Genomic DNA, 12,457 nt, shown 5'->3' with positions numbered 1-12,457 from the left:
TGGTTTGATATAGAGGAGATGAAAGAATGGCTTTAACTGCTGGAATTGTCGGTTTGCCGAATGTCGGAAAATCGACGTTATTTAATGCAATTACCCAGGCTGGTGCCGAATCAGCCAACTACCCGTTCTGTACAATTGACCCGAACGTGGGGATCGTGGAAGTGCCGGATGAACGTCTGCAAAAGCTGACTGAATTGGTGAACCCGAAAAAAACGGTGCCGACTGCGTTTGAATTCACTGATATCGCGGGGATCGTAAAAGGCGCATCTAAAGGTGAAGGACTCGGAAATAAGTTTCTTTCTCATATCCGTCAGGTTGATGCGATCTGTCACGTTGTACGCGCATTCGCTGATGACAATATTACGCACGTGTCAGGGAAAGTCGATCCGATTGACGATATTGAAACGATCAATCTTGAATTGATTCTTGCCGACATGGAGACAGTCGAAAAACGCATCACGCGTGTAAGCAAGCTTGCTAAGCAAAAAGACAAAGAAGCGGTTTTTGAATTTGACATTCTGTCTAAATTAAAAGAAGCTTTCGAACAAGAAAAGCCTGCCCGTTCCGTTGAATTTACGGAAGAACAGCAAAAGCTTGTGAAGCAGCTTCATTTGCTTACGTCAAAACCCGTGCTTTATGTGGCAAATGTAAGCGAGGATGAAGTGGCTGATCCTTCAGATAATGAATATGTTGCGAAAATCCGGGAGTACGCCGCGGGTGAAAACGCCGAAGTTATCGTCGTCTGCGCGAAAATTGAGTCTGAAATTGCTGAATTGGAAGGCGAAGAAAAACAAATGTTCCTTGAGGAGCTCGGCATCGAAGAATCAGGTCTTGATCAGCTGATTAAAGCGTCATACTCTCTTCTCGGCCTTGCGACATACTTTACGGCGGGCGAACAGGAAGTGCGCGCATGGACATTCAGAAAAGGCATGAAAGCTCCTGAGTGTGCGGGTATCATCCACACTGACTTTGAACGCGGCTTTATCCGCGCTGAAACGGTTGCTTATGAAGACCTTTTGGCAGGCGGCGGAATGTCCGGAGCGAAAGAAGCCGGAAAAGTGCGTCTGGAAGGTAAGGAATATGTAGTCCAAGACGGAGATGTCATTCATTTCCGATTTAATGTATAGGACACAGTTGTAAAGGGACAAGAGCTTTGGTATAATATAAACTTGTGAGTAATAGAATTATTGCTCCTTGCCCATTATAGGGCCGCTTAGACCAAAAGGAGGTGCAAACAGATGAAAAAGTACGAAGTTATGTACATTATCCGTCCGAACATTGACGAAGAGTCAAAGAAGGCAGTTATCGAGCGTTTCAACAACGTATTAACTTCTAACGGAGCGGAGATCACTGGAACAAAAGATTGGGGTAAACGTCGTCTTGCTTACGAAATCAACGATTTCCGTGACGGTTTCTACCAAATCTTAAACGTTCAGTCTGAAGCTGCAGCGGTTGCTGAATTCGACCGTTTAGCTAAGATCAGTGACGATATCATTCGCCACATCGTTGTTAAAGAAGAAGAATAAGCAATTTGAAATATATAATGTTAAAAGGTGGTCTTTCATATGCTTAACCGAGTTGTATTAGTCGGAAGACTGACAAAAGACCCAGAGCTTCGTTATACGCCAAGCGGTGCGGCTGTCGCCACGTTTACTCTTGCTGTGAATCGTACATTCACGAACCAGTCCGGAGAACGTGAAGCCGATTTCATTAATTGTGTCACTTGGAGAAGACAAGCCGAAAACGTTGCAAACTTTCTTAAAAAAGGAAGCCTTGCCGGCGTAGACGGCCGACTCCAGACAAGAAATTATGAAAACCAGCAGGGACAGCGTGTCTTCGTGACAGAAGTCCAAGCTGAAAGTGTTCAATTTCTTGAGCCTAAAAACAACGGCGGTTCTGGATCAGGCGGATACAACGAAGGAAACAGCGGCGGAGGCCAATACTTTGGCGGAGGCCAAAATGATAATCCGTTCGGCGGAAATCAGAACAACCAGAGACGAAATCAAGGGAACAGCTTTAATGATGATCCATTTGCCAACGACGGCAAGCCGATTGACATCTCGGATGATGATCTTCCGTTCTAATAGATTATCGCTATATTCATAACGAGAAAGGTGGGAAATGACAATGGCAGGAGGACGCAGAGGCGGTCGTGCGAAACGCCGTAAGGTTTGTTACTTCACTTCTAACGGCATTACGCACATCGATTACAAAGATGTAGATCTTCTTAGAAAGTTTGTTTCTGAGCGTGGTAAAATCTTACCTCGCCGTGTAACTGGAACAAACGCGAAATACCAACGTAAATTGACTATCGCGATCAAACGCGCACGTCAAATGGCTTTACTTCCATACGTAACTGGCGAGTAAGCCGAAAGAAAAGAGCAAGAGCCTGCGGGCTCCTGCTCTTTTTTTATATCAGCCCCCCTCCATTCTGCCGAAATGTTTCACATGAAACATGGAAGTGCTTCTTACACCTTTGTTATCTTGCTCCTCTATTCAAATACGCGTACTTATGCAATGAATTTGTTTATACTGAAGAACAGGGGGTGGCTGAGATGGAGACAGACAGAAATATCCTGACTGATGAAAAGTGGAGCGCAATCATACGCAATGATGCTTCTTATGACGGGGCATTTTATTATGCAGTAAAGACGACGGGGATTTTCTGCCGGCCTTCTTGTAAATCGAGAGTTCCGAATAAAGAAAACGTGCTGGTGTTTGATACGGCTGATGCAGCGCTTGATAAACATTTTCGTCCCTGTAAAAGGTGCCGGCCGAACGGTCTTCGTCTTCCTGATGAAGAATGGATTGCTCAAATCATTGAGTACATTGAACGCCATTATCACGAATCTCTGACTCTGAGTGTACTGGCCGAAATGTGTCACGGCAGCCCTTATCATTTACAGCGGACATTTAAAAAAATCAGGGGAATATCCCCGATTGAGTATATACAGAACATAAGATTGGCGAAGGCGGAACACCTTTTAAAGCATACTGATATGACAGTCATGGAGATTGCTCTGACGGTCGGAATTCCAAACACAGCGCATTTTGCCACTCTTTTTAAAAAGAGAACCGGGAATTCGCCCACAGAATACCGAAAAACTGCCGGAATGGGACAGGGAGGTTCAATATGAGTAAAGAGACAATGGTCTATTGGACACTTTTCACACGGAATGATTGGAGCCTGTATACAGCCGCCACATCTAAAGGGCTTTGCTTTATAGGTTCAAATCATGGAAGCTTTGAAGAGCTTGAGCAGTGGGCAAAAAAATCACTGCCGCAATACCGATTGGCACGTGATGATGAGAAGCTGGCGTCTTACACGGCAGAGCTGTCCGAGTACATCGAAAATGGCAGATCAGCTTTTTCAGTGCCGGTGGATCTTTACGGGACAGAATTTCAGCTTGCTGTATGGAAAGCGCTTATGGACATACCGTACGGCGAGACAAACTCCTATACGGATATAGCAGAAATGATTCAGAAACCGGCAGCCGTAAGAGCCGTGGGCGCCGCAATCGGGAAAAATCCGGTATTGATTACGGTTCCGTGCCATCGCGTCATCGGAAAAAACGGAAAACTGACCGGATTCAGAGGCGGTTTAGAAATGAAAAAGCAGCTGCTGGCATTAGAGGGCGGAAACATTGAAACACTGGAATGCCGGCTGAGCCGGACAGGGGGGAACACATGAAACTGATTTCTTGGAATGTAAACGGCTTACGTGCCGTGATGAAAAAGATAGATATCAATACTTACGTTCAGGAAACGAAAGCCGATATTTTATGTCTGCAAGAAACGAAAGTACAGGACGGACAAGTATCATTACAGCTTGAAGGGTATCATGACTATTGGAACTATGCGGTGAAAAAAGGCTACTCAGGCACGGCTGTTTTTTCGAAAGAAAAGCCGCTTCACGTGTTTTATGGATTGGGAATTGACGATCATGATCAAGAAGGACGGGTGATCACACTTGAATTTGAGAACCTGTTCGTCGTCAACTGTTATACGCCGAATGCCAAACGCGGATTAGAGCGAATTGATTACCGTCTTCAATGGGAAGCCGATTTTAAGGAGTATCTGCAGAAGCTTGACCGGAAGAAGCCCGTGATATTATGCGGCGATCTGAATGTCGCACACAGGGAGATAGATTTAAAAAATCCGAAAGCCAACCGGAAGAACGCCGGTTTCTCGGATCAGGAGCGGGAAGCGTTCAGCGCCCTGCTGAACACCGGATTTACCGACTCATTCCGCTATTTATATCCTGATCGGGAAGGCGGCTATTCCTGGTGGTCTTACAGGACGAACGCACGTGAGAAAAACATCGGCTGGCGGCTTGATTACGTCATTGTTTCAGACAGACTGAAGCCGCGGATCAGCGAAGCGGCCATTTGCGCCGATATCATGGGTTCTGACCATTGCCCTGTTGAAATGACAGTGGATTTATGATGAGATAGCAGTAAGAGAAATCCACTCTTGCTGCTTTTTTATCACCAAAAACGGAGGAGCACATGGCAAATATAAAAGAGATTGCGAAACTGGCGAATGTGTCGGTGGCTACCGTATCACGCGTATTAAACCGACACCCGTACGTATCTGAGGAGAAAAGGCGTCTTGTGAATCAAGTGATGAAGGAGCTGGATTATACCCCTAATCGAACCGCCATTGATCTGATTCGAGGAAAGACCAATACAATCGGCGTGATTTTGCCGTACAGCGACCATCCCTGCTTTGACAAAATTGTAAACGGTATCACGAAGGAAGCGTTTGCCCATGATTACGTGACAACCCTTCTCCCCACCAACTATGACCCCGCTATAGAGATGACCTATTTCGAACTGCTGAAAATGAAAAAGATTGACGGACTGATTGTCACGTCCCGCGCGAATGAATGGGAAACCGCTGTGCCTTATCTGGAGTACGGTCCCATTGTCGCTTGTGAATATACGCAGCATCAAGAGATTCCCTGCGCTTATAATGACAGGCAGGCAGCTTACAGAGAAAGCTTTTTGTATTTGAAAAACCGCGGGCATCAAGATGTTGCTTTTACATGTGTGCGGGAAGCGGAAAAAAGCCCGAGTACGGCCGACAAGGTAACCGCATATAAGGCGGTTTTCGGCTCTCTTGATGAAACCCGCATTCTGATCGGATGCCATGATATGGACGACGGAAAGCGGGCAGGTGAACACTTCTGGGGTTTCGACAAGGCGCCGACGGCCATCTATGCGCACAGTGATGATGTGGCTGCCGGCTTGTACCAGTTTGCGAAAGAACAGAAATGGGACGCGGAGATCATCGGCGAGGGAAACCTGAGCGTCAGTCGGGCATTGAATATCCCATCTCTGGAACTTCATTTGGAACGGGTCGGAAGGGAAGCATTTTTGCTGTTTTTGCACGGAGAAACGGTTAAAAAACAAATTATGTATCAATTTCAGCGGAAAAAGTCTTGAGCTGAAATGGGTTTCATGCTTTATAACTAGATTGAGAAAAAAAAGGAGGCGGACATATGCGAATTGAACATGCGGCCATATGGGTGAAAGATTTAGAACGGATGAAAGAATTTTATGAGAAATACTTCGGCGCCAAGGCCAATGACCTTTATCATAATGAGAAAAAAGATTTCAAATCGTATTTTCTTTCGTTTGACTCCGGATGCAGGCTGGAACTTATGAAAAAAGGCGGCATTGATGAAGCTCCGTCACAGAATATGACCGGATGGGCGCATCTCGCATTTTCTACAGGCAGCAAGGAGCGGGTGAATGAATTGACGGAGACGTTTAAAAACGACGGATTTCAGGTTGTAAGCGGCCCGCGCGTGACGGGTGACGGATATTATGAGAGCGTGATAGAGGATGGGGAAGGCAATTTGATAGAAATCACAGTGTAACAGTGCGGGGGAACCCGCACTGTTTTATTGATTAAATTTGCTGAGCATTAGTTTTCGGACCGAATAGAATTAACAAAACGGAACATAGAAGCCAGCAGCCGCCGATGAACAAAAAGACGCTGATGTAGCCGAGCTTAACGGCTATAAATCCGACGAGCAGGGATCCGAATATATTGGAAAAACGGCCGAGCCCGTACGCCAGCCCGCTCCCGGCCGAGCGATATTCCGTAGGATACGGCTCCGATGTATATGCGTATAAGTTTGAGGTGAAAACCCGTTCCGTGACATTGACGACAAATCCAAACACAATAATCATGACGGGAATAAACGTCATGCCGTATAACAGTCCGGCAATGGCAGTCAGAAAAGCGCTTGCGGCCAGAATCCATTTCCTTTGGAACGTCTCGGATATCATGGAACCGAGCAATGCGCCAAGCGGTGCGCCGACAGAGTGAAGCACATTGTACCACAGCGTTTTTTCCATGGTGATGCCGTTGCTTTTCAGCAGGCTGGGCACCCATGAAGCAAAGCCGTAAAAGCCAAAGGTTTCAAGAATCCATACCGTTGACAGGATGATGGTGATCTTTAAATTCCTGCCCTGAAACAGCCCTAAGTAGCCTGCGTGCTTCACTGTATGTACTTCTGCCGCCTCTTTTGGCGCGGGAAGCGGGCCTTTTTCTTTCTCTATACGTGCTTCAAGACGGTTCATAATGGCGTTTGCCTGATCATATGCGCCCCGATTTTCGTGCCAGCGCGGCGATTCCTCAAGCCGGCGGATAAAAAAGAAATAAATGAGACCGGCCGCCCCCCATACGAATACGAGCCGCCACCCCCATGAGCCTAAAGGAATGACAAAAGCGGAAACAACGTTTGTGACGGGAACGCCGATCAGTCCGATCATGGCGCAAAAGGAGATGTATTTTCCCCGTACGGATGATGGAAAAAATTCCGCCAAATAGCTGTTCGTCACAATCATGGCGGCCGCGACGCCGAGCCCGGTCAAGAAGCGGAAAATCATTAAGGACGGAATGTCCCATGCCAGTGCATTCAGAAAAGATGAGATCGAAAAGACAAGGACAAAACAATTCAGCGCTTTTTTCCTGCCGATCCGATCGGACAGTCTTCCGCCGATGGAGGCGCCTAAAAACATGCCCAGGAAGGATGCCGCCGTGATGTCGGCAATGACGGACAGCTTCACGCCCCAATGCTCAATCAGCGCCGGAGCCACGTTGCTGAGCGTAAACAGATCAGCGAGATCGAAAAAATAGATGATTCCGAGAGCGGTTAATACTTGATAGTGCACACGCGAAATGGGGAGACGGTCTAATCGGTTCGCTACATTTGAGAATGTCTGATGTTTCATAAAAAACCCCCTGACTTAGCAATTGTAATCAGAAAATACTGTAAATTCATCTGACGAATACATTATAAAGGTCTTTTTTTGGCAAAAACAGAGTGTAAATAACCAGAGCCAAAGGAAACGGCATAGCGCTTTCTTCTTAAAATATATAACATTTTCTATATCTGTTTCTGTTTATATTGTAAAATGTTGAAGGAAAGGAAGTTGATGCATAAATATGAATACGTTTGTACGGCCCGCAGAGGGAAGAAATAGTGTATCGAGATATCTTCTTTCTCTGTTGCTCATTGTGGGTTTGTTCTTTTTCGGAAGCATACTGACCGTGTTTTATATGTTTCTCACGTCCGCTTTCAATCCTTCACTGACGATAAATTGGGATGAGGCGGCATTAAGTGACCCGCTGGCGGATATTTATTTACAGCATATCGTCTATTTCATAGCGATTCCGGGCATTTGGATAGCGGTTCGTTTCATTATGAAGCGGCGGTTTTTATCCATCATTACACCGAATCAGTCGCTGAACTGGAAGAGAATTTTCTTTGGATTCGGCACATATGTTGTGCTGATGTTTGTCGCGGGGCTGATTGATTTTTTAATTCATCCGGATCGTTTCACGCTTCAGGAATTCCATGCTTCACGTTTTCTGCTGCTGTTAGCGGCGGCCGTCTTGTTGGTGCCGATTCAAACCTCTGCGGAGGAATTTCTCTTTCGCGGTTTTCTGCTTCAGTTTGCCGGAAAATTGACGGCAAACGCGGTGGTTCTGACGGTCATTATCGGCGGATTATTCGGCGCACTTCATTTCGGAAATCCGGAGATGGAAAATGGAGCTCTCTGGGCGGGAATCGGATATGTTACCATCGGCATGATCTGGACCTTTATCACGATTAAAACGGGCAGTCTGGAGATGTCCCTTGGCGGTCACGCTGCCAATAATATGTTTTTATTTATCTTTCTCACAGAGGATCATTCGGTATACGGCGGCATTCCGTCGATATTTACAACAGCAGCCGGCGGCTATGAAATATACGATTGCATATCGACTCTGGTGATCAACATCATCTTCGCATGGCTCGCATTCCGTTTTGTGAAAAAAGAAAAGCAGCAGGCCGCCTAGGCTCTGCTGCTGATTTGTAAGGTGTTCATCGCTTCATCAATATCCGTCGTCGGCCTCCGGCAGGCGAAATTCTCACAAATGTAGACCGTTGTCTTCCCATCGATCATTTGATAACCCGCGGCAAAGTCAGAAATGCCGGCAAGCTCATCCGGATGTTCTGCGGCGAGAATCGTATAGGCGGGAGTGAAATGCTCCTGAAGCGCCTCAATGAAACGTTTTCTGTCCGGGTCATCTTTCCTTCCGAACACAACGATTTCTTTTTGGGGCATTGTGTGTGCCAGTACGCTTTGCATGAAGAAAGCGTTGCTGCTCGGATAGGCCTCTATTTCCCGTTTGAACACGGAAAACATCGCTTCGGCTTTTTCAATCAGTGATACATCACCCGTCAGGCGGCCGAGACGAAGCAGCTGTACGGCAGCCGCGCTGTTTCCGGAAGGCACGGCTCCGTCATAAACTTCTTTTTCCCTGACAAGAAGAGTCTCAGCATCATTCCCCGTAAAGAAAAAACCTCCGTGCCGTTCATCCCAGAACAGCTTCAGCATGCTTGTACATAACGTTTTCGCTTTCTGCAGATAAGACGGATGAAAACCCGCTTCATACAATTCAAGGTAACCCCAGATGAGAAAAGCGTAATCATCGATAAACCCTTTGTTTTTCACTTCGCCCTCGCGGTATCGGACCATGACGCGCCCGTCCGGCATGAGGTGACGTTCGAGAAAGCGGATCGCTGTTTCCGCCATGCTGAGAAAGTCAGGCTCGTGAAATACCTTTGCGGCTTTTGCCAGCCCGGCAATCATGAGCGCGTTCCATGAGGTCAGCACTTTGTCATCTGTATGCGGATAGCTTCTGTTTTCACGCGCTTCCAGCAATTTTGTTCTTGCCTCTTCAAGGCGTTCGGCCAACTCATGTCCGGTGAGGCCGGTCTCTTCGAGGATGGCCTCACGCCGCGTGAAAATGAGGTGCGGGATGTTTTCGCCTTCAAAATTGCCTTGATCTGTGATGTTATACACCTTGCAATAAAGCGGGCCGAGTTCATCACCGAGAAGATTCATGATTTCTTTTTTGGACCATATGTAATATTTCCCCTCACGGCCTTCGGTATCAGCGTCTAAAGCTGAGAAAAAGCTGCCGTCTTCATGCATCATTTCCCGCTGAATAAACGTTACGATCTGCATCGCAATCTGTTTGTAGCGCTCATTACCCGTGACTTGATAGGCTTCCGTATAGGCAGTCAGGAGAAGGGCGTTGTCATACAGCATTTTCTCAAAATGCGGCACGAGCCATTCATTATCAGTCGAGTAGCGGGCGAATCCGAACCCGATGTGATCAAAAATTCCGCCGTTCGCCATGCCGTCGAGTGTCTTGGTTACGCCGGCCAAAGCCTGTTCCTTGCCCGTATAGCTGTAGTAGCGAAGCAGAAACATGAGCATATGCGGCATCGGAAATTTCGGAGCCTGGCCGAACCCGCCGTACACCGTGTCAAACCCGCCGGCCAGCTGGCGATACGTGTCATGAACAGCCTGTTCGCCAAGCATGCCCTCAGCCGGGTGAATCTTGACTTCAAGATGAGCGGCGGCGTTTTCGGCGATATCCTCGACATGCTGCCGGTCATTCGCAAACGTTTCGGACAGATGTTCAAGCACATCAATAAAGCCCGGACGGTTAAATTTGCTCGTCTTCGGAAAATACGTCCCCGCATAAAACGGCTTCTGATCTGGTGTGACGAACACGTTCAGCGGCCACCCGCCCTGCCCCGTCATCAGCTGGCAGATTCTCATATACACGGAATCTACATCAGGCCGCTCCTCACGATCAACCTTGATGGCTATGAATTTATCGTTTAATATACCGGCGATCTCTTCGTCCTCAAAGGACTCGTGAGCCATTACATGGCACCAATGACAAGTCGAATAGCCGATGCTGACAAGAACCGGCTTGTTTTCGCGTTTTGCTTTTTCGAAGGCTTCTTCTCCCCAAGGGTGCCAGTTTACGGGGTTGTGGGCGTGTTGGAGCAGATAGGGGGACTTCTCCGTGATTAATCTATTGGGTTTACTTTTGTTTGGCATGGGCTCACCTGATTTCTCTTAAATTAATTAATCATAATTATATTTCTCAGTGTGTTGAGAAACATGTACCTAGCTTTATGATTGTGCTTTTTCAGTCATTTCTTATTTTTGTGTTTTATTTTATCTGGGCTAATTCTTTTATACAACTAGGTATAAAGGTCAAACCAGTTACTCCAAATTTTCCTCAAGGAAATGAATTAATTCTTGGCCTCCTATTAATTCCAACGTTGGCTTATCCCTTACGTATTCTAGAGCCCCCTTAGTGAAACCTTTATTAACAATCAAACTTGTTGCTTTTGCTAGAGCCTCCCCTAATGCTCTTGCCCTTTTTACATCTACATTCTTTTTGTGTCTTTTACATTCAATACTTATTCTGTGCTATGAACAAGTATAGAAGATATTATATTGTCTATTAGGATGATAGGGGGTTATTGACTTGGATGTGTTGCATGAATTGAGGGCGCAATATGGCAAAGACAGAATTTATGTCGAGATAAATGACCGTATTACAACAAGAGAAAAAAATCGAACCTGTAAAAGTTGATCTTCGACATTACCTTTCAGGCGATGAAAAACTTGGACATCGAGTCTATCTTCAAACTAATCCGCGGCGGAACAGACGGCTCCCAGCTGTATACATGGGGGGCCTTGCCACAAATATCTTAATACCTGCGGGCAAACTTCACGGCAAATACAAAATATATTTCCGCCGACAATATGGTGAAAGCTGTGAATGTTGTTGTGGAAAGTGCGAAGTTGTTTGAGAAAAGAGCATAGCATACTAAAGACAACGACAGCAAAAGATAGAGCTGTCGTTGTCTTTAGCCTAAAAACATCATACTGCTAACGAAACTAATAAACTTTTACAATAAACTTTTGTACTGACACTCCATCACTTCCAATAATATGAAGATCAACAGTCTGATATTTATTCTCACTATCGTTTAAAAATGTGAAAGTTACCGTTCCATTTAATAATTGATAGGGTTTTAAATCCGAAATTTTTTCCCCTGTCTTATTATCAATAAAGTCTATTGTCTCAGTTTCTTCCTCACCTCTCATCATTCTGTAAAATTCAGGGTGAAGTGTAAGCTTATCTTTTGTCGTATTTTTTAATTCGATTGGGATACGATACTCTGTTACTTTATTTCTCATTTCATCAATTGTATTAATTTTCTTTGCTTTTCTAAACGTATGAGATATTTTTAGAAACTCAAACGTTTCATTCGTGGTAACATTTTTTTCGGTTACTTTATAGTTGGAGTACTCCCCATTCACTTGTTGGTATCGAAATAAGCTGATCAAAATGAAAAAAATAAAAAAAACGACCGTTACTAAAATGATTTTTTTTCTAGTCATTTTTCTTTTCCTTATCGATCATAGTTTCTTTAACAATTTTCCCAGACTCAATATCATAAATAATATCAGAAATCTTTTGAAGCGTTTCTCTATCATGGCTTGCAACCAGAATTGTTTTTCCTTCATTTTTTAATGATAATAGCAATTGGTGTACTGTTTTAACCGCTTCTTCATCCAAAGCATTAGTCGGTTCGTCCAAAATAAGCAACTCCGGATTTTCCATGATCGCTTGAGCGATCCCCAAGCGCTGTTTCATGCCGAGTGAATACTTTCTGAACTTTCGCTTGTCATTTGGATCAAGACCCACACGAGAGATTACAGCAGAAACTTCATGATCATTGATTTTATTTTGAATCATAGATAGCAATTTCAAGTTTGCAAAACCAGTATATTCCGGAATAAACCCAGGGTACTCAATTAATATTCCGATACTTTCAGGAAAAGAAATATTTTTGTGTAATACCTTTCCATCAATAATTACTTTGCCTTCACTTGGTTTCACCAATCCCGATAACACACGAAACAACATTGTTTTTCCAGACCCATTAGGTCCACGAAATCCATATATCATTCCCTTTTTCAAAGATAAATTTATATTTTTAAGAACAATGTTCTTTTTGATAACTTTGTTTACACTTTCAACTTTAATATATTCTTCTGACACGAGTTTCACC

The 12,457-nt window shown here is 45.0% G+C and carries 15 protein-coding genes; 10 read left to right on the top strand and 5 right to left on the bottom strand.

Annotated features, from left to right (window positions below; genetic code table 11):
• Positions 1-26 precede the first annotated feature (26 nt).
• The 9 genes from ychF (at position 27) to HWY38_RS05230 (ending at position 5,884) form a co-directional block, all read left to right on the top strand.
• Positions 27-1,127 (top strand): redox-regulated ATPase YchF, encoded by a 1,101-nt coding sequence (ychF, locus tag HWY38_RS05270; protein ID WP_004392975.1) that lies wholly within the window; start codon positions 27-29, stop codon positions 1,125-1,127.
• 111 nt (positions 1,128-1,238) lie between these two features.
• Entirely contained in the window at positions 1,239-1,526 is a 288-nt protein-coding gene (gene rpsF, locus HWY38_RS05265) for a 30S ribosomal protein S6 (protein ID WP_004392977.1), read from the top strand.
• A gap of 39 nt (positions 1,527-1,565) precedes the next feature.
• Positions 1,566-2,084 carry a single-stranded DNA-binding protein SsbA gene (gene ssbA / locus HWY38_RS05260; protein WP_007615071.1) on the top strand — a complete coding sequence of 173 codons (519 nt, stop codon included), beginning with the start codon at positions 1,566-1,568 and terminating at the stop codon, positions 2,082-2,084.
• A 43-nt stretch (positions 2,085-2,127) separates the two neighbouring features.
• Positions 2,128-2,367: a 30S ribosomal protein S18 gene (gene rpsR / locus HWY38_RS05255; RefSeq protein WP_004392983.1), complete on the top strand. Its 240-nt coding sequence runs from the start codon at positions 2,128-2,130 to the stop codon at positions 2,365-2,367.
• Between the two features lie 188 nt (positions 2,368-2,555).
• Positions 2,556-3,137 (top strand): bifunctional transcriptional activator/DNA repair enzyme AdaA, encoded by a 582-nt coding sequence (locus HWY38_RS05250; protein ID WP_069449132.1) that lies wholly within the window; start codon positions 2,556-2,558, stop codon positions 3,135-3,137.
• Entirely contained in the window at positions 3,134-3,691 is a 558-nt protein-coding gene (locus tag HWY38_RS05245) for a methylated-DNA--[protein]-cysteine S-methyltransferase (RefSeq protein ID WP_088037178.1), read from the top strand. The genes HWY38_RS05250 and HWY38_RS05245 overlap by 4 nt, the downstream gene beginning before the upstream one ends.
• Entirely contained in the window at positions 3,688-4,446 is a 759-nt protein-coding gene (gene xth, locus HWY38_RS05240) for an exodeoxyribonuclease III (RefSeq protein ID WP_015387411.1), read from the top strand. Before HWY38_RS05245 ends, xth begins: the two co-directional genes overlap by 4 nt.
• A 62-nt stretch (positions 4,447-4,508) precedes the next feature.
• Positions 4,509-5,447 carry a LacI family DNA-binding transcriptional regulator gene (locus HWY38_RS05235; RefSeq protein WP_088037179.1) on the top strand — a complete coding sequence of 313 codons (939 nt, stop codon included), beginning with the start codon at positions 4,509-4,511 and terminating at the stop codon, positions 5,445-5,447.
• 56 nt (positions 5,448-5,503) lie between these two features.
• Complete coding sequence (locus HWY38_RS05230) at positions 5,504-5,884, top strand: VOC family protein (protein WP_004392999.1); 381 nt, start codon at positions 5,504-5,506, stop codon at positions 5,882-5,884.
• A 31-nt stretch (positions 5,885-5,915) separates the two neighbouring features.
• Here the strand turns inward: HWY38_RS05230 and HWY38_RS05225 are convergent, their stop codons facing one another.
• Entirely contained in the window at positions 5,916-7,247 is a 1,332-nt protein-coding gene (locus HWY38_RS05225) for an MFS transporter (protein WP_088037180.1), read from the bottom strand.
• Between the two features lie 214 nt (positions 7,248-7,461).
• Here HWY38_RS05225 and HWY38_RS05220 point away from each other — a divergent pair, with 214 nt between their 5' ends.
• Positions 7,462-8,358, top strand: a complete 897-nt coding sequence (locus tag HWY38_RS05220) for a CPBP family intramembrane glutamic endopeptidase (RefSeq protein ID WP_046560183.1) — start codon at positions 7,462-7,464, stop codon at positions 8,356-8,358.
• Here HWY38_RS05220 and HWY38_RS05215 read toward each other — a convergent pair.
• The 4 genes from HWY38_RS05215 to HWY38_RS05200 form a co-directional block, all read right to left on the bottom strand.
• On the bottom strand, positions 8,355-10,424 hold the full coding sequence (locus tag HWY38_RS05215; protein ID WP_224181404.1) for a thioredoxin domain-containing protein: 2,070 nt from the start codon (positions 10,422-10,424) through the stop codon (positions 8,355-8,357). The genes HWY38_RS05220 and HWY38_RS05215 overlap by 4 nt on opposite strands.
• 168 nt (positions 10,425-10,592) lie before the next feature.
• Positions 10,593-10,790 (bottom strand): restriction endonuclease, encoded by a 198-nt coding sequence (locus tag HWY38_RS19225; protein WP_224181425.1) that lies wholly within the window; start codon positions 10,788-10,790, stop codon positions 10,593-10,595.
• 486 nt (positions 10,791-11,276) lie between these two features.
• Positions 11,277-11,783: a hypothetical protein gene (locus tag HWY38_RS05205; RefSeq protein WP_224181403.1), complete on the bottom strand. Its 507-nt coding sequence runs from the start codon at positions 11,781-11,783 to the stop codon at positions 11,277-11,279.
• A complete protein-coding gene (locus tag HWY38_RS05200) occupies positions 11,776-12,447 on the bottom strand; it encodes an ATP-binding cassette domain-containing protein (protein ID WP_025650112.1) in 672 nt (223 codons plus the stop codon). The genes HWY38_RS05205 and HWY38_RS05200 overlap by 8 nt, the downstream gene beginning before the upstream one ends.
• Positions 12,448-12,457 lie beyond the last annotated feature (10 nt).

It is taken from the genome of Bacillus sp. KS1 (assembly GCF_020075515.1).
In the GTDB taxonomy this organism is placed as follows: Bacteria; Bacillota; Bacilli; order Bacillales; family Bacillaceae; genus Bacillus; species Bacillus velezensis.
Note: the sequence above shows the minus strand (reverse complement) of the source record. Positions and strands in the feature narration are given on the sequence as shown.

Coding starts and splice junctions, on each gene's coding strand:
- ychF (WP_004392975.1), top strand. CDS start 27: ATGGCTTTAACTGCTGGAATTGTCGGTTTGCCGAATGTCGGAAAATCG.
- rpsF (WP_004392977.1), top strand. CDS start 1,239: ATGAAAAAGTACGAAGTTATGTACATTATCCGTCCGAACATTGACGAA.
- ssbA (WP_007615071.1), top strand. CDS start 1,566: ATGCTTAACCGAGTTGTATTAGTCGGAAGACTGACAAAAGACCCAGAG.
- rpsR (WP_004392983.1), top strand. CDS start 2,128: ATGGCAGGAGGACGCAGAGGCGGTCGTGCGAAACGCCGTAAGGTTTGT.
- HWY38_RS05250 (WP_069449132.1), top strand. CDS start 2,556: ATGGAGACAGACAGAAATATCCTGACTGATGAAAAGTGGAGCGCAATC.
- HWY38_RS05245 (WP_088037178.1), top strand. CDS start 3,134: ATGAGTAAAGAGACAATGGTCTATTGGACACTTTTCACACGGAATGAT.
- xth (WP_015387411.1), top strand. CDS start 3,688: ATGAAACTGATTTCTTGGAATGTAAACGGCTTACGTGCCGTGATGAAA.
- HWY38_RS05235 (WP_088037179.1), top strand. CDS start 4,509: ATGGCAAATATAAAAGAGATTGCGAAACTGGCGAATGTGTCGGTGGCT.
- HWY38_RS05230 (WP_004392999.1), top strand. CDS start 5,504: ATGCGAATTGAACATGCGGCCATATGGGTGAAAGATTTAGAACGGATG.
- HWY38_RS05225 (WP_088037180.1), bottom strand. CDS start 7,247: ATGAAACATCAGACATTCTCAAATGTAGCGAACCGATTAGACCGTCTC.
- HWY38_RS05220 (WP_046560183.1), top strand. CDS start 7,462: ATGAATACGTTTGTACGGCCCGCAGAGGGAAGAAATAGTGTATCGAGA.
- HWY38_RS05215 (WP_224181404.1), bottom strand. CDS start 10,424: ATGCCAAACAAAAGTAAACCCAATAGATTAATCACGGAGAAGTCCCCC.
- HWY38_RS05205 (WP_224181403.1), bottom strand. CDS start 11,783: ATGACTAGAAAAAAAATCATTTTAGTAACGGTCGTTTTTTTTATTTTT.